Source organism: Streptococcus mitis, from assembly GCF_002096835.1.
Taxonomy (GTDB): domain Bacteria; phylum Bacillota; class Bacilli; order Lactobacillales; family Streptococcaceae; genus Streptococcus; species Streptococcus mitis_W.
In genome coordinates this window covers 23803-41220 of the sequence record NZ_NCVG01000018.1, presented here as the reverse complement: position 1 = coordinate 41220, position 17418 = coordinate 23803, and the positions used below count along the sequence as shown (strand labels likewise).

The window sequence follows — 17418 nt, the reverse complement described above, 5'->3', positions numbered from 1 at the left end:
AAAGGTATAATTTTTAAAGAAGGAATAAAAACAGTGAAATCTATTAAACGTTTTGCACTCTCAGCTATGGGAGTGGCTATGTTGCTAGTCTTGACTGGCTGTGTTAGAGTCGATAAAGCCACAGGAAAGCCAATAGGATTTATTTGGAATACTATCGGAGCGCCTATGGCTGAAGCTATCAAGTACTTCGCTACTGATCAAGGTCTAGGCTTTGGTGTCGCTATCATCATCGTAACCATTATCGTGCGCTTGATTATCTTGCCACTTGGTATCTACCAATCATGGAAGGCAACGCTTCACTCTGAAAAGATGAACGCCCTCAAGCACGTCCTTGAGCCACACCAAACACGTCTCAAGGAAGCGACTACTCAAGAAGAAAAACTCGAAGCCCAACAAGCTCTCTTTGCCGCTCAAAAAGAACACGGCATCAGCATGTTTGGTGGTGTAGGATGTTTCCCTATCCTCCTTCAAATGCCTTTCTTCTCAGCTATCTACTTTGCTGCCCAACATACTGAAGGGGTTGCTCAAGCAAGCTACCTAGGCATTCCTCTAGGTTCTCCAAGTATGATTTTGGTTGCCTGCGCAGGTGTCCTTTACTATCTTCAATCGCTCCTTTCACTTCACGGAGTAGAAGACGAAACGCAAAGAGAACAAATCAAGAAAATGGCTTACGTGAGCCCAATCACGATTGTTGTCTTCTCCCTCATTTCACCAGCCAGTGTCACACTTTACTGGGTTGTCGGTGGTTTCATGATGATTCTCCAACAGTTTATCGTCAACTATATCGTTCGTCCAAAACTTCGCAAAAAAGTCCGTGAAGAACTGGCAAAGAACCCACCAAAAGCAAGTACTTTCTCTACACCAAGTGGACGAAAAGACGTTACCCCTGGACAACCAACTGCTATCACAAGCAAGAAAAAACACAAAAATCGCAACGCTGGAAAACAACGTTCGAGATAAAGCTACGTAAATTATCCAATAATTAAAAAACGAATGAATGATAAATAGTTTTCATCAACTAGATATCATCATTCGTTTTTATTATCTACCGTTACATCTTATACTAGTCGAAAAAGTTAAATAGTTTAAAAGCTCACATATAAAAACTATTCAATCATAAATTAACAAGTAAATCACTATGATTTAATACAATTCACAGTTATTAAAACTTCTGCTCCCTCGTCTCTATTTCTAAGCTCAACTCGGCCTTTGTGTAGTTTTGCAACTCTACATACAAAACTTAGTCCAATACCATAATGTTGCTCTTTATACGATCTAGCTTTATCCATACGATAAAAGAGCTTTCCAAAATTAGTTAAAACTTCCTCTGGAAATTCCGAACCATTATTCCATATACCTATTTTCAATTCCTTCCCCTCTTGCTCTACTCTAATTTTAATTTTAGGATTCTGTTTATCAGCGTATTCCAAAGCATTTGTTAAAATATTTTGTATGGCACGAATCAGAAGAGATTGATTTATATAATAGTTTTCAGTTCCTTTCACATTTTGTTCAAAAGAAAACTTCATCTGATTTTTTATCAAAAAAGAGACTTCTTTCTCTAATTCATTGATAAAATCTGAAGAGGAATACTCCGTCCAACCTGTCTCATCATCATAATAGGTTTTAGAATAGTGAATCAATTGATTGAAATAATCTAGTAACTGTTGACTAGCTCTTTCTATATCTGCTAAGCATTCTTGAGATTGGTCGTTTTCAGTTATCGTCTGCAAAAATTCCACATTTCCCCTAATAATGGTTAAGGGAGTTTTTAAATCATGAGAAGCTGCTGAAACCTGAAACATCAAATCTTCCTTCTGCTGTTTCTCATTAACTATTAATTGTCGAATTCTATCTTGCATCACAATAATCCGATTTCCTGTCTCGCGAAATTCTTTAACCGTTAAACTTTCTGTACATTCCTTCTTCAACCACATACTATTTTCATAAATCAAAGTCATTTCATAACTCAGTTTTTTCAACAATTTTCCAATGTGATAACTTATTAGAACAATCAATAAAACACAAATATATATCCATGATGACACATTAAAAAAGATTGATAGAACACCACTATTGTTTAAAGTTTTCCCATCTTCATTTATTTGTATAGATACTGAAGCTAAGGGAATAAGATAGGCCATTAGTAAGCCAAGACTAAACTGCCAAATAATTCTCCAACAGGTTTCTCGAATTAATTGTCTAAAACTTTTGATTCTACCCATTGATATCCTCCACCGTATAAGGTTTTAATTGGATTTAATTGATAAGGTTTCAACTTTTGACGAATTTGATAAATGTACTCTGAAACCGAACGTAAGAGCGCTTCTGAACTTTGTGGATATAGATAATTATAAATTTCCTCAATAGAATATATTTTACTTGGGTTGCTTGCCAAAAGATTCACTATGTCAAATTCCCTCCTTGTCAGAGCAATCTTATCATCGTTTACAAATAGTTCCTTACTATCCGTATATAGTATAAGCTTCCCAATCTTTATTTGATGAACATTTCCTTTAATCCGTTCTTCACGACGTAAGTGCATTTTAACACGTGCTAACAATTCTTGCATACTAAAGGGCTTCATAATATAATCATCAGCACCTGCATTAATTCCAGCTACTAAATCTTCATCCATATCCTTAGCAGTTATAAAACAGATAGGAACAGTTATCTGTTCGCGAATCATCTGACAGATCTCTAAACCACTAACAGGCATCATAATATCTAATAGAATCAAGTCAAAGCCTGTAAAATCACAAAGATCAATCTCTTCTATCTTATTTCGTATGACTACTTCATATTTTTCATATTCTAGTACTTTTTTTATTAGGCGAAGAATAGCGAGATCATCATCTACCACCAAAATTTTATAAGCCATAACTCACCCTCCTAACTATATTATAGCACTAACCAAGAAAAAGACAGGACATCCCCTGTCTTTAGCGTACATTTCTTCCTATAAGTATCAATGTAGCAAATAGAAAAACAATTAATAACCAAACTATTTGTATCCCTAAGCCTTGCCACACTGGATAATAAAGCGACAAGGGATGGGTATAAAAACAATTCATACTAGCTAGTAATGGTAAATTTCTAAAAAAAGAACTGAATTGTAGTAACATTTGTCCCAACCCCAATAAAAGGGATAAACTGATTCCCAAAATTAAGATAAAAGACTGGGAAATAAATACAAAAATACCACTTAAAAGAGAGAAGGTTAGAATAGAAATACATGCTGGAAATAGGATTGTCAGAACATGTTTAATATTACTCAAAAGATTGATATTGTAGTATCCTTGGGCGATTAGTATACATAATGATATTACAGCGACCAATAATACAATTTCCACACATAATACAATAGCTAGTTTACAGATTATAAATTTCAAACGATTTGGACATGTAAGAAAACTGGTACGAAGGCTAGAACCTGTAAATTCTTGACCTATAAATAGAACCGCTAGACTAACGAAACCTGCCTGTCCTAAATAGAGACTTTGCAGTAGCTGTTCCAAAACAAACTGTAGAGTCAACTGGTCTGGCTTACTATTTAAAAAAACAACCATCGCCGGAATACACAGTAATAGAGCACCTATAATCAACCAGTGCCAAGGATTCATAATAAACTTGAGATACTCACTTTTAAGTTGTTCTTTCAACTTATTCACCTCCTCCAATATCTGACTTGAGTAAGCGGTAAATTGCTAAAGCCAAGAATGAGAAGTTCCAACAAAGTAAAAATAAAATATGTTGTAAACTATTATGTTCTAAAATTTGAGGAGATGTAGCAATCAATCCTTGCCCCAATGCAACTGGAAGAAATTTTGCAGCCGATATATAGTTTGCTAAGAATGTTCCTAAATTGTAGACTTGAGGAAGCAAAAATAATAGAGGAACAATGGCTGTTTTAAATGTCAAAGCCATAATATAGGCCAGCAGTCCCAACAAAGTCCAAGCTATACTGGCTAAAAATATATAGAACCAAACTGTTCCATTTAGTAAAAAAAGCAATAAGCCATCTTGTCCTAAAACATAATGTGTCATGTTAATTGTCAAGAATATTGATAGAAAGGAAATGATAAAAGAAAATATAAGCCAAACTAATGTTTTTGAAACTAGGAAAGTACTTCGATTTGTAACAGAGAGGAGGCTTGTACGAATAGCCAAGCCTTTGTATTCCTCGGCTCCGTAAATTGAGCCTAGGATAATCATAATAAAAACACCAAATAAAGTGACATCAAAACCTAAAAATTCAATAGGAGGTAAGGCCTCTGCTAAATCTGGATTTGTCTCTGGTGTAGCATGGATACCAACTGAAACAATTTGAGAAGCACCAATATTTGCTAAAAACGTTTGAAATACCAGTATCAAGAATAGTACAACATGAGTAGCTCTATTATAAAGTAATTTCAATATTTCAGAATGAAGAGAGTAAATAAGTGCCATATCACTTCCCTCCCTCTGTTAAACTAAAGAAGACTTCCTCTAGTGAAGAAAGATTTTTCATCACTTCTTGTAAAGTCCCTTTTATAAGAACTTTTCCTTTATTTATGATAACTACATCATCTGTTACTGCTTCCACTTCCGATAATATATGAGATGATAGCAAGACTGTTTTCCCTTCTTGAGCTTGTTTTTTTATAAACTCTCTAAACCACCGAATTCCTCTTGGATCCAACCCATTAGTCGGTTCATCCAATATCAGATATTGAGGATTTCCTAATAGAGCTGTTGCAATTCCCAAGCGTTGTCCTTCTCCTAATGATAATTTCCCAATTTTAGATTTTTTCTTATGACTAATATCCACCATATCCAAGACTTGTTCAATTCGCTGACTGGATATCCCATTACTAGCAGCAACAATTTTCAAATGTTGATAAACAGTCCGATCATCAGGAGCTCCTACACTGTCAAATGAAGCTCCTACAGTCTTTAGAGGAAATTTTAATTCCTTATAAGTTTGATCTCCAATTTTGGTAAGACCAGATGTTGCTTTGTCTAATCCTAATAAAATACGTAAGGTTGAACTTTTACCAGCTCCATTTGGACCCAGGAAAGCAGTCACTTTACCTGCTTTTGCTTCAAAAGAAATATCTTTTAAAATTTGAGTTTGGCCATACGACTTACATAAATTTTTAATGGTAATACTTTGTTCCATAGATGTTCTCCTATTCTATTTAATATTTCTAAAAGTAACTATATCTTATACACTCATTTTCGGATTTTTTTCAGAATTTAGAGAGTAAAAAAGATTTAATACTCAATGAAAATCAAAGAGCAAACTAGGAAGCTAGCCGCAGGCTGCTCAAAACACGGTTTTGAGGTTGTAGATAAGACTGACGAAGTCAGTCACATATATACGACAAAGCGACGCTGACGTGGTTTGAAGAGATTTTCGAAGAGTATAAAATTTTGTTTCATTTAATTATCTATATTTGTGTAAATTTAAAAGCCCGATGTTTCCATCAGGCTTCTTTTTTATCCATGTACACGTTTCATATAGTCTTGGTAACTTTCGGTATCCATGAGTTTTTTAGCGTTCTTGACGCGGTCTGCTGTTGGTGGTTTGACCCCTTCGAGGGAATATGGAATTCCCAATTCACGCCATTTAAACTCACCCATAGTGTGATAAGGTAGAATTTCAAACTTATCAACATTTTTAAGGGTCTTGACGAACTTCCCAAGTTCAATCAAGTCGTCATCTCTATCTGTCAATCCTGGAACTAGCACATGGCGAATCCAGACAGGTTTTCCAATATCTGATAGATACTGGGCACAAGCCAAGATATTTTTATTGGTTTGGCTAGTGACAATCTTGTGCTGTTCTTCGTTGATTTCCTTGATATCCAAGAGGACCAAGTCAGTGACAGCCATGAGTTTGTCAAACTTCTCAAGGTAACGTGGTTTATTACGGAAAGGCAGAGCACAGGTATCCAAGGTACAGTGGATTCCTTGTTCCTTAGCCTTGGTAAAGAGGGCAATCAAGAAATCAATCTGCAAGAGGGCTTCTCCTCCACTGACTGTAATCCCACCCTTATTTCCCCAGAAACCGCGGTAGCGCAAGGCCTCTGTCAAGACATCATCTACCGTCCGTTCACGTGACTTATTGGACTCCATAGCCCAAGTGTCCGGGTTGTGGCAGTACTGGCAACGCATGTGACAGCCCTGCAAAAAGACAATAAAGCGAATACCAGGCCCATCTACTGACCCAAAGCTTTCTGTCGAATGCACCATTCCTGTCACTTGTCCATAATCAATTGTTTCTTCAGACATATCGTTACCTTCCTTGAAAACGTTTTATAGTTTTATTATATCATGACTTGAAAGAAAAACAAGATTTTTGCCTATTTTTTAGAAAGCAATCTGTTTTTCAATTTCATTTTCAATTACTTATCATTTTATTCTTCAAAATCAAAGCCATACAAGGTTGCAAAATAGTCCTCAGGGCGCTCTGCACGGCGGATTTGGCGGGCTTTGCCTTCTTCGGTATAGAGGATTTCCGCAGAACGAAGTTTGGCGTTGTACTGGTAGCCCATTGAAAAACCGTGTGCACCTGTATCATGAATGACCAGCAAATCACCGATTTCTGTATGAGGCAGTTCGCGATTCACTGCAAATTTATCATTGTTTTCACAGAGTGAACCAACCACATCTACCACTTCAACTGGTCCATCTGGATGGGTCACGTTAGTAATATGATGGTAGGCTCCGTACATAGCTGGACGCATGAGGTTGACTGCTGATGCATCCACACCGAGATAGGTACGGTAGGTTTCTTTCTTATGAGTCACTCTTGTAACCAAAGCACCGTGAGGTGCCAACATAAAACGACCTAATTCGGTAAAAATCTTGACCTGACCAAGACCTGCTGGCGTAAGGACTTCTTCATAAACCTTACGAACTCCCTCACCGATCAAAGCGATATCATTTGGCTCCTGCTCAGGACGATAGTTGACACCAATACCGCCAGAAAGATTGATAAAGTCTAGCGAAATGCCCAACTTTTCCTTGATTTCAACAGCCAATTCAAAAAGCTGACGAGCCAACTCTGGATAATAGAGATGGGTCACGGTATTGGACGCTAGGAAGGAGTGAATCCCAAAAGTCTTGGGTCCTTTTTCCTTCAAGATAGCAAAAGCTTCAAAGAGCTGATCCTTGGTCATGCCGAACTTAGCCTCGCCAGGATTGTCCATGATGTCTGTCCCCAGTTCAAAAACGCCTCCAGGATTATAACGACAAGAGATGATTTCTGGAATGCCTGCTGCACGCTCTAGATGTTCAATATCTTCAAAGGCATCCAAATTAATGGTCGCACCCAATTCACGTGCATAGGCGTATTCCTTGTCTGGCGTGTTGTTTGAAGAGAACATAATCTCAGAACCAGGGAAATCCAGTTTATGACTCATCAAAAGCTCCACATAACTAGAGCAATCCACACCACAGCCTTCCTCTTGGAGAATTTTCAAAATAGCTGGTGTTGGAGTAGCCTTAACTGCAAAATATTCCTTAAAGCCCTTGTTCCACGAAAAGGCTTGATTGACGGCTCTTGCCTTCTCACGAATCCCCTTCTCATCATACAAGTGAAAGGGAGTTGGGAACTCGGCAACAATCTTTTCTAAGTCTTCTTTATTGATAAATGGTGTTTTCATAAGTTTCCTTCTATTCTATTTGCAAAGAAAGGCTGGGACAATCGTTCCAACCTTTAGTTCTATCTCTTATTTATCTTCGTCAAAGATATTGCCAACCTCAACATCGATGGCTTGGTTCTTGACATCAATATTGGTTACCTTCAAGAGTGACTTGTAGTCAAACTGCTTTTCACGTTCTTCTTGGGCATTGTCCGCAAAGACCGCTACACCTGCCAATTCTGAGTCGAATTCACGCAAGAGACTGATCATCCCGTTGACAGTTCCTCCGCCTTTCAAGAAGTCATCCACAATCAAGACACGGCTGCCTGCCTTGAGACTACGTTTTGAAAGAAACATTTTCTCGATACGGTCACCACTTGAACCTGATACATAGTTGACGCTGACAGTTGAGCCTTCGGTAATTTTCAGGTCACGGCGCACAATAACAAAGGGAACATTGAGGACATTGGCAACTGCATTTGCAAGTGGAACACCCTTAGTCGCTACTGTCATAACCGCGTCGATTTTTTGATTCATAAAGCTCTTGGCAATAATGCGTCCAATATTTTTCAAGATAGCTGGTGTGCTAAGCAAATCAGACAGGTAGATATAGCCACCTGGCAAGATACGGTCACTTTCTGACAACTTGGCACGCAAGTCCTCAACCATTTCCTTGGCATCATGGCTTGAGATTGATGGTGTGAAAATGACACCACCACCAGCACCAGTTACTGTCTGGATATGACCGATTTCAATTTCCTCAAAGGCGCGTTTGATAATAACGATATCCTCTGAGATGGATGATTTAGCAGATTCATACTTTTCAGCAAAAGTATTGAGACTAGTTAGTTTATAAGGATTATTAATCAAATAGTTGGAAATGACAACCATCCGATCACTTCTTCTTAATTTCATTTCTATTTCCTACTTCATTTAATTTTGATATTTTATCTATTATACCATATTCACATAAAAAAACGAACATTCTTATCCTAAAAAATGCTCATTTTTCTTAAATTATTAATCTAAATCTGGTTTATAGAATGAACGATTGTCCATTGCGAAGATTTTATTGGTCATCTCTCCTTCATCCACCAAAGCAAGAGCTGTTGACATCATCATCATGCTTGCATCCAGATTATCAATCATATGGATAATCTCTGCTTCCATAATGCGTGGACGGACTGGACTTCCATACTCAAGCAAGCCGTGGTGACTAAGGATGACGTGACGAAGCAGAACGACTTCTTCCTTGGTATCATCGATACCGAGTTCCATAACTGTCTTGGTAATTTCGCTATCAATCAAAGCAATATGCCCAAGAAGATTGCCTCGCACTGTGTACTCGGTCTGGTCTGGTCCCGTCAACTCGATGACCTTAGCCAAGTCATGCAGCATAATCCCCGCATAGAGCAGGCTCTTATTGAGCTGAGGATAAACTTCGCTAATAGCATCTGCCAAACGCACCATGGTCGCCGTATGATAGGCCAAACCCGTTTCAAAGGCATGGTGATTAGTCTTGGCAGCTGGATAGGAGTAGAATTCCTTATCATACTTGGTGTAGAGCTTTCGGACAATTCGTTGCCAGACAGGATTTTCAATTTTAAAAATCATTTGCGACATATAGTCACGGATTTGCTTGGCATCAACTGGCGACTTGACCTTGAAATCAGCTGGGTCATTGGGTTCACCAGGTTGAGGCAGGCGAAGGGTAATTTGATTGACTTGAGGGGTGTTGTTATAAACTTCTCGGCGTCCTTTCATGTGGACAACCTTACCTGCAGTATAGGCCTCAACGTTATGAGGTTGGGCATCCCAGAGTTTCCCTTCAATCTCGCCACTATCATCTTGGAAGGTAAAGGCTAGGTAGTTTTTCCCAGCTCGAGTTTGCCTCAGATCAGCTGACTTGATTAGGTAAAAACCTTCAAACAGCTCATCTTTTTTCATGTGACTAATCTTCATATTCTTCCTCATTTTCTTGGAAATGGAGTAGATCAAGCGCAGGCTCATCTTCTGACAACTCAATGTGACGGAGCGTCCGCTCGATAGCTGTGGTACGACGGTTTAATAATTCATCAATATTGCCAGAGGCATGTTGGAGGTGTTTTTGTGCCTTGATCAGAATGCCACCAAACTTGCCAAACTCGGTCTTAACACTGGCAAGAGTCTTACTGATATGGTCGGCACTCTTTTGGATATTTAGAGTTTTGAAGCCAACTGATAGGGAGTTAAGAAGGGCTGATAGGGTACTTGGACCTGCGACAATAATCTGCTCCTCCCGTCTCAAGTCATCAAAGAAGACCGGATTGCGGACGATTTCTGAGTAGAGACCTTCTGTTGGCACAAACAAAACTCCAAAATTGGTCGTTCGAGGCGGTGCTATGTACTTGTTCCTGATATCCTTGGCAAAGCGTTTGACGCTGGCTAGGAGCGACTTACGACAGCGTTCAATCTCACCCTTGTCACCTGCTTCATATGCTTCTTCTAGGCGGTAATAATCTGCCAGTGGAAACTTGGAGTCAATTGGTAGGTAGACGTATTCCTGATCGCCTTGTCCGGGTAACTTGATGGCATACTCCACTCGTTCGCTAGAGTTTTCAACTGTTGCGTATTCTCGTTCATACTGGGCTGGTGTCATGATGTCTTCGATGATTTGCCCCAGTTGCAATTCTCCCAGAATTCCTCGCGTCTTGGTTCCAGAGAGAACCTTATTGAGAGCACCAACATCGCGGGCAACTGTCTGCATTTCTCCCAGACCACGATTGACCGACTCCAGTTGCTTGGAAACTGTCTCAAAGGAAGCCTGCAAGCGTGTCTGTAAGGTCTTTTCCAACTTTTCCTCGACCGTCTGGCGCATTTGTTCCAAACGTTGCTCATTTGATTCCTGCAGGGCTTGGAGGCGTTGGTCAGTCTTATCCCTAGTTTGGAGGAGATTGTCTGTCATTTCTTGACGGACTTGGGTCAGACCTTGGTGCAACTCCATTCGCACTTCTTGCAAACGATCGCTGACAGCCACTTCCAAATCTTTTTGATCCAGCTGGCTGGCTTGTCTGGCTTGTTCAAAACGATAATCCAACTGGTCTGACAGATGATCTGCCTGATCCTCCAAGATCTTACTTAGATGTTTTTCCTGCTTATCCTGCCTTTGCCAAATCAGAAAGATACCAGCTAGGTTGGCAATCAATAATAGAACAAGTAAACTTTCCATCCTACCTCCTGTCCTTGCTATGCAGTACGACCACATAACCATCTGGGCAAGTCACCGAAACTTCCCTATCTATATATTCGTTAGAAGCGTACACTTTTTTAAAGAAAAAATTCTCCTCTGTCAACTCATACTTAGCTCCGAGAATAGTCAGCTGGCTATCCCGAACTGGCATAAAGGCTAGATAGTCGTAGTCTGAACGGGGTTCTAGCTGACTGGTCCCTTCTGGACAATAGGCAATCAAATTTTGCCCATCCTCAATTTCTATCTGGCGCATATAGGGCGCCAACTTAGGATTGCTAGGTAGAAAGACGTTAGCTAGCATATGATCAATACGACCACCCAAAGCACCGAAAATAGTAACCTGAGCCTGAGAATTTTGCTCAAAGATGGTTAAGAGAGCCAATTCCAGATCTGTATCATCTTTTTCTGGTCGGGCTTGAACAAAATGCTGGGCACGTTTTTGAATCACCTGTCGCTCTTCTGCAGTAACAGAATCAAAATCCCCAACTGCTAGAGCAAGAGGCAGCTTTTCTTCCAAGACCCAGAGCGAGCCTCGATCCACACCGACAAAGCAATCAAAGTCTGTCCGATAATGACCGCGGTCTCCGCCTGCAAAAACGGCAACCCTAGTCCAGTTGTTTTCTGAGAGTTTGTACTCGCTCATTGACATCTCCCTTAAAGACATAGGAACCTGCTACAAAAACGGTCGCACCAGCTTCTTTAGCTTGGGCAATAGTTTGGTCATCAATCCCACCATCCACTTCGATTTCAAAGTTCAAGCCTTTTTCCTTACGAAGTGCAACCAACTCACGAACCTTATCCATGGTTTCTGGCAGAAAGGCTTGCCCACCAAAACCTGGATTAACCGTCATGACTAAAACTTGGTCAACTAGATGAAGGACGTGCTTGATAGCTTCAACAGGCGTACCAGGATTGATGACAACTGATGGCTTGACACCGAGTGAACGAATTTTTTGGAGGGCACCATGAATATGGGGTGTTGCTTCCACATGGATGCTGATGATATCCGCTCCCGCACGCGCAAAGTCTTCTAAATGATGCTCAGGATTAGCTACCATCAAGTGGCAGTCAAAGACCATCTTGCTATGAGGTCGAAGAGCTTCGACCACACCTGCACCAAAACTGATTTGTGGTACAAAGTGACCATCCATGATATCGATATGGGCATATTCTGCACCAGTTGCTTCTAGACGTTTGATTTCACGTTCAAAGTTGGCATAATCTGCTGCCAGAATTGACGGAGCAATCTTGTATTGAGACATAGGTTTCTCCTTATTTTGGAATTTTTTTGCTGACTTTTTTATAGGTTTCTCTGCGATTTTCAATCTCACTGAGGAATTGCAGGTAATTATCAAAACGGAAGGACGCAATGATACCCTCTTCAACAGCCGGCTTAACTGCGCAAGACGGCTCATGGGTATGGGTACAAGTACGGAACTTACAATCTCGGCTAACAGTAGCAATCTCTGGGAAAGCCTGATTGAGGTCTTCCGCCGTTGATACTTCATAATCCAGTGATGAGAAGCCTGGTGTGTCTGCGATTTTACCCCCATTGAGGTTGTAAAAACTAACAGCTCTAGTAGTGTGGCGCCCGCGACCCAGACTGTCTGAAATTTCTCCTGTTTCAAGATTGAGGTCTGGTGCGATTTTATTGAGAAGAGTTGATTTCCCAACGCCCGTCTGCCCCATAAAGACTGTCACCTTGCCTGTTAACAAGGGCAGGAGTTCCTCTTTACTGGTCACAAAGTCATAGCCGATGTCACCATAAGTCTGTTCATAAAAATCCAGTTCTCCTCTATCTTCCAACAAATCCATCTTGGAAATATAGACGATGGGATGAATACCCTTGTGCTCCAAAAGAACCAAGAACCGATCCAGCAAATTGCTGTTAAAATCAGGTTCCTTGACGGACATGATTACTACAGCTTGGTCGATATTGACAATGGGCGGACGGACCAGGCTGTTTTTCCGTTCGTGAATCTTGAGAATATAGCCTTCTGAATTTTCCTCGGCAGAAAAATCGACCCAATCTCCAACATAAGGAGTATGGCCTTTTTTACGAAAATTTCCACGCGCCCGTGTTTGATAGACCTGGCCATCACTCTCTACATAGTAGAACCCAGCCAAGGCTTTAATAATTTGTCCCTGCATCTTAGAGTCCTTGCCCTTTAAGCGCGTCTGCTAGACTGGCAAACTCTGCCAAGCTGAGCGCTTCCCCACGCACACTTGGTGACAAGCCTGCCTGATCCAAAGCCTTGGTCAGCTTGTCCTTGACCTCTTCAGTCTTGCCAAAGCAACCTGTCAAGTTGTTCCATAAGGTCTTGCGGCGATGAGTGAAACTTGCCTTGGAAACCTTAAAGAAGAAGTTCTCATCTTCCACTGCTACAGCTGGTTCTGGACGGCGCACCATTTTCAAGATAGCCGAGTCCACATTTGGCGCTGGCACAAAGACCGTACGAGGCACGATAAAGGCAACCTTGGCAGTCATGTAATACTGCACCGCAATCGACAAGCTGCCGTAGGCTTTGGTGTTTGGCTGGGCTGAGATACGATCTGCCACTTCTTTCTGCATCATGACCACAAACTCACTAAACGGAATGCCACTTTCAATCAAGTGCATGAGAATAGGCGTCGTGATATAGTATGGCAAGTTGGCTACTACCTTGATTGGCAGGTCAGGATTTTTAAAATTCTGGATATGTTGCGCCAAATCAACTTTAAGAATGTCCTCGTTAACCACTGTCACATTGTCAAAATCACGCAAGGTATCTGCCAAAATTGGTACCAAACGATGGTCAATCTCAAAAGCCATGACTTGAGCTGCACGCTCAGCCAGAAACTCGGTCAAGGCACCAATCCCTGGCCCGATTTCAATGACATTGACCTGGTCATCAATCTCAGCCGTATCCACGATTTTTTGTAGGATATTGGTATCGGTCAAGAAATTTTGCCCAAAGGACTTTTTAAAGGTAAAACCGTGACGCTCCAGTACTGCCTTGGTCACGCTGTAATCTGCAATTCTCATTTATTCTCTTTTCTATTATCTGTTACTACTATTGTAACACATTCCCCTTGTATTTGGTGTCTGCTTAGCTATCCTTATAAGATTTCATAGCTTCTTCCACTTCTGCCAAGGTAACTCCAAACAACTCTAAGCGTTTGAGAAGTTGCTTGCCGTTGGAATAGCCAATCCGGAGAGACTCTCCTAGATATTCTCGTCGCTTACGGCTGTCTGCCCCTGCTAGAAAACCAAGGCGAATCAAGTCGCTACGACTGATGTCAAACTGACTCTCATGTTCAAATTGTTCTGTCACCTGTGCCAGCGCTGTTTTCAAATCATCATAGCTAGCATGTTCGATTCCCAGAGAACGTCCCTTGGTCTTAGACTTGGGAACAGCTTCATCTCGTTTGAGGAAGGCATGCTGCACTGTCGGAATGGCCGTCATAATCATACGACGAATCCGCTCCCCATTAAAATCTGGGTCTGTAAAGACAATGACTCCATGAAGCTCATGTAGACGCTGAATACGTGCAATATCTTGCTCATTGATGGCAGAACCTCGTGTCTCATAGGTCTCTACATCGAAATAGCGTTTGAGATTGGCCGTATCATCGCGCCCTTCGACCACGATAACTTGGGAAATTTTTTCTTTCATTACTTGCTGTCCAATCCAAAAATTCGCTCTGCATTTGCAGTCGTTGCCGCCGCCAACTCTTCTGTCGTCATACCACGCAAGTCTGCGATAAAGTCCACTACATAGCGAGTGTAGGCTGTTTTATTTTCACGACCACGCTTGGGTACAGGTGCTAAGTAAGGCGCATCTGTTTCCACCAAAATCTTGTCCACAGGTAACTCTTTAGCTGCTTCTTGGATGTCAGTTGCCTTCTTAAAAGTCACCACTCCTGAAAAGGAAATAGTCATACCAAGCTCGATAAACTTCTCTGCCCATTCAAGAGTTCCCGAAAAAGAATGCATGATACCACCACGAGGACCAACGCCCTCGCTCTTGATAATCTCATAGGTGTCTTCCAGCGCATCACGGGTATGGACAACAAAAGGCAAATCCAAGTCCTTAGATAACTGAATCTGACGGCGAAAAACCTGCTCCTGCACCTCTTTCGGTGCTGTCATCCAATGGTAGTCCAATCCAATTTCACCTAAAGCAACAACCTTGGGATGCTTGAGCTTATCAAGCAAGTAGGCTTCAATCTCCTCCGTGTATGTCCCTGCTTCTGTCGGATGCCAACCGATAGTCGCATAGAGCTGGTCATACTCATCTACCAACCCCAAGGCACGCTCAATCGTCGGTTGATCAAAACCAACAATATTCATCTGTGTCACACCCATCTCAGCAGCTAAGGCGATTTCTTCTGCCTCATGACCTGCAAATTCTTCTACATTCAAGTGTGTATGTGTATCAAAAATCATCTCTTCTAACCTCGTTTTCTATCTTCTATTATACCAAAAAACTGCCCTCTCTCCTCATCTGTACAAAATATTCTAAAATCCATCGTCGTCTCTTGACGCTATTTTCCCAAAGCAGTATAATAGCACTTATTGAAATTTTCAGAAAAGGAAAATACAATGTTTACAAAATTAAAACAGACCTTTATCGGTCGTCCTCTTAAGTCCTTAACAGAAGGCGAGGGAGGTCTGCTGGGAAAAATGCAGGCCTTGGCCATGTTGTCAAGCGACGCTCTATCTTCCATTGCCTATGGGCCTGAGCAAGTAGTCCTCGTCTTGGCTAGTCTCTCTCCTCTTGCGATATGGTGGAGTCTTCCTATCGGCCTCTTTGTCCTCCTGCTCCTAGCTAGCCTGACCGTCTCCTACCGTCAAATCATCCATGCCTACCCTCAAGGAGGAGGGGCCTATATGGTTACTCGAGAAAATCTATCTCCCGAACTTGGCTTAATTGCTGGAGGTAGTCTGCTGGTTGACTACATGCTGACTGTGGCGGTATCGGTGTCATCTGGAGCCGATGCTATCACAGCAGCTCTCCCTGCTCTCCACCCTTACAACCTCCACATTTCCATTTTTCTAGTTTGTTTGCTTATGCTCTTGAATTTACGGGGCTTAAAAGAATCTGCCAGTTCACTGATGATTCCTGTCTATCTCTTTATCATCAGTACTGTCTTTCTCTTGCTCTATGGAATCTTTCAACTAGTAACTGGTTCTCTCAGCTATCAGGCAACTTCTCCTATCGGGCATGCTGTACCGAGTCTGTCTATCGTTCTCATTCTAAGAGCCTTTACCAGTGGTTCTGCCTCTCTGACAGGGGTTGAAGCTATTTCAAATGCCGTTCCCTTTTTCAAGGCTCCGAAAGAAAAGAATGCAGCTCAGACCTTGACCATCATGTCACTGATTTTAGGTTTTCTGTTTGCTGGTATTACCTTCCTAAACTACTGGATGGGAATTATGCCGCAACACGGAGAAACCATCCTCTCACAGATGGCTCAAGGTATCCTTGGTAATTCCTTCTTAGGCCACCTTGGCTATTATACCTTCCAATTCTCCACAGCCTTAATTTTGGCCGTAGCTGCAAATACCGGCTTTTCGGCCTTCCCTATGCTAGCTTACAATATGGCTAAAAACAAATACATGCCCCATCTCTTTATGGAAAAAGGAGACCGCCTAGGCTACTCTAATGGAATTTTAACTCTGGCATTTGGGGCTATGATTCTTCTTCTCATTTTTAATGGCAATACCGAACGTTTGATTCCCCTTTATACTATCGGGGTCTTCGTTCCCTTCGCCCTATCTCAGACTGGGATGATTCGCCATTGGAAAAAAGAAAAAGGGACAAATTTCTTAAAACCTGCCCTTGCCAATATCCTTGGAGCCATCATTTGCTACGCTATCGTGCTGATCCTGCTCTTTTTCCGTCTCAGTGATATCTGGCCTTTCTTCCCGATTATTCTCGTACTCACCCTACTTTTCTTGGCCATTCACAGTCATTACCAAAAAGTGGCCCAACAACTACGTCTCTATGAAGGCATCGAAAAACGTACCTACGATGGCAATCTTGTCCTCGTCCTAGTAGGAAATGTCACCCGAGTTAGCGTCGGAGCCATTAACTACGCTCAAAGTATCGGTGATGAAGTCTTAGCCATGCACATTTCTACTAAGGAAACAGCAGAGAAAGACCAAGAAATTCTCCAAGAATTTGCCGATTACTTCCCAACCATTACTCTGAAGAACATCAAGACCAGCTACCGCGACATCATCACCCCTACTGTCAAGTATGTCAAACGAATCTCTGAGGATGCCCAGAAAAAGAACTATACAGTCACTGTTCTGGTACCCCAGTTTATCCCTAATAAACCTTGGCAAAATATCCTACACAATCAGATGAGTCTCAAACTCAAATACGCCCTTCGTTGGCACCAAGACGTCGTTGTCGCTAGCTATTCCTATCACTTAAAAGAATAAAGAAAAGGCCCTACCAGAAGCAAGAAGCTCTGGTAAGGCCTTTTTCTGAATCCATTCACTATGCTTATACTCAATGAAAATCAAAGAGCAAACTAGGAAGCTAGCCGCAGGCTGCTCAAAGCACTGCT

General features: G+C 41.4%; 18 protein-coding genes. 2 read left to right on the top strand and 16 right to left on the bottom strand.

Annotated elements, in window-relative coordinates; translation table 11 throughout:
* The first annotated feature begins 33 nt into the window (after positions 1-33).
* Entirely contained in the window at positions 34-960 is a 927-nt protein-coding gene (gene yidC / locus B7699_RS02025; protein ID WP_020901995.1) for a membrane protein insertase YidC, read from the top strand.
* A 176-nt stretch (positions 961-1136) separates the two neighbouring features.
* Here yidC and B7699_RS02020 read toward each other — a convergent pair whose 3' ends face one another.
* The 16 genes from B7699_RS02020 to B7699_RS01940 all read right to left on the bottom strand — a co-directional run bounded on the left by B7699_RS02020 (position 1137) and on the right by B7699_RS01940 (position 15289).
* Positions 1137-2225, bottom strand: a complete 1089-nt coding sequence (locus tag B7699_RS02020) for a sensor histidine kinase (protein WP_049515998.1) — start codon at positions 2223-2225, stop codon at positions 1137-1139.
* Positions 2195-2881 (bottom strand): response regulator transcription factor, encoded by a 687-nt coding sequence (locus B7699_RS02015; RefSeq protein ID WP_000323581.1) that lies wholly within the window; start codon positions 2879-2881, stop codon positions 2195-2197. Before B7699_RS02015 ends, B7699_RS02020 begins: the two co-directional genes overlap by 31 nt.
* 61 nt (positions 2882-2942) lie before the next feature.
* Positions 2943-3662, bottom strand: coding sequence for a hypothetical protein (locus tag B7699_RS02010; protein WP_049516002.1), 720 nt, complete (start codon positions 3660-3662; stop codon positions 2943-2945).
* A gap of 1 nt (position 3663) precedes the next feature.
* Positions 3664-4449 carry an ABC transporter permease gene (locus tag B7699_RS02005; RefSeq protein ID WP_049516004.1) on the bottom strand — a complete coding sequence of 262 codons (786 nt, stop codon included), beginning with the start codon at positions 4447-4449 and terminating at the stop codon, positions 3664-3666.
* Between the two features lies 1 nt (position 4450).
* On the bottom strand, positions 4451-5161 hold the full coding sequence (locus B7699_RS02000) for an ABC transporter ATP-binding protein (RefSeq protein WP_020901990.1): 711 nt from the start codon (positions 5159-5161) through the stop codon (positions 4451-4453).
* Between the two features lie 320 nt (positions 5162-5481).
* Positions 5482-6276: a pyruvate formate-lyase-activating protein gene (gene pflA / locus B7699_RS01990; protein WP_001288288.1), complete on the bottom strand. Its 795-nt coding sequence runs from the start codon at positions 6274-6276 to the stop codon at positions 5482-5484.
* Positions 6277-6401: 125 nt separating this feature from the next.
* A complete protein-coding gene (locus tag B7699_RS01985; protein WP_084926997.1) occupies positions 6402-7652 on the bottom strand; it encodes a diaminopimelate decarboxylase in 1251 nt (416 codons plus the stop codon).
* Between the two features lie 66 nt (positions 7653-7718).
* On the bottom strand, positions 7719-8546 hold the full coding sequence (purR, locus tag B7699_RS01980) for a pur operon repressor (protein ID WP_084926996.1): 828 nt from the start codon (positions 8544-8546) through the stop codon (positions 7719-7721).
* A gap of 105 nt (positions 8547-8651) precedes the next feature.
* A complete protein-coding gene (locus tag B7699_RS01975) occupies positions 8652-9593 on the bottom strand; it encodes a 3'-5' exoribonuclease YhaM family protein (RefSeq protein WP_084926995.1) in 942 nt (313 codons plus the stop codon).
* Complete coding sequence (locus B7699_RS01970; RefSeq protein ID WP_192851993.1) at positions 9583-10839, bottom strand: DNA recombination protein RmuC; 1257 nt, start codon at positions 10837-10839, stop codon at positions 9583-9585. Before B7699_RS01970 ends, B7699_RS01975 begins: the two co-directional genes overlap by 11 nt.
* Position 10840: 1 nt before the next feature.
* Positions 10841-11503: a thiamine diphosphokinase gene (locus tag B7699_RS01965; protein WP_000006127.1), complete on the bottom strand. Its 663-nt coding sequence runs from the start codon at positions 11501-11503 to the stop codon at positions 10841-10843.
* Positions 11466-12122 (bottom strand): ribulose-phosphate 3-epimerase, encoded by a 657-nt coding sequence (rpe, locus tag B7699_RS01960; RefSeq protein ID WP_084926993.1) that lies wholly within the window; start codon positions 12120-12122, stop codon positions 11466-11468. Before rpe ends, B7699_RS01965 begins: the two co-directional genes overlap by 38 nt.
* 10 nt (positions 12123-12132) lie before the next feature.
* Positions 12133-13011, bottom strand: coding sequence for a ribosome small subunit-dependent GTPase A (gene rsgA / locus B7699_RS01955; protein ID WP_084926992.1), 879 nt, complete (start codon positions 13009-13011; stop codon positions 12133-12135).
* A gap of 1 nt (position 13012) precedes the next feature.
* Positions 13013-13885, bottom strand: a complete 873-nt coding sequence (gene rsmA, locus B7699_RS01950; protein ID WP_084926991.1) for a 16S rRNA (adenine(1518)-N(6)/adenine(1519)-N(6))-dimethyltransferase RsmA — start codon at positions 13883-13885, stop codon at positions 13013-13015.
* 64 nt (positions 13886-13949) lie between these two features.
* Positions 13950-14516, bottom strand: a complete 567-nt coding sequence (rnmV, locus tag B7699_RS01945) for a ribonuclease M5 (protein ID WP_084926990.1) — start codon at positions 14514-14516, stop codon at positions 13950-13952.
* The gene (locus B7699_RS01940) at positions 14516-15289 is read right to left on the bottom strand and encodes a TatD family hydrolase (RefSeq protein WP_084926989.1); all 774 of its coding nucleotides are present in this window, start codon (positions 15287-15289) and stop codon (positions 14516-14518) included. The genes rnmV and B7699_RS01940 overlap by 1 nt, the downstream gene beginning before the upstream one ends.
* A gap of 156 nt (positions 15290-15445) precedes the next feature.
* Between B7699_RS01940 and B7699_RS01935 the strand changes: the two genes are divergently transcribed.
* Entirely contained in the window at positions 15446-17290 is a 1845-nt protein-coding gene (locus B7699_RS01935) for an APC family permease (RefSeq protein WP_000494451.1), read from the top strand.
* Positions 17291-17418: the final 128 nt, after the last annotated feature.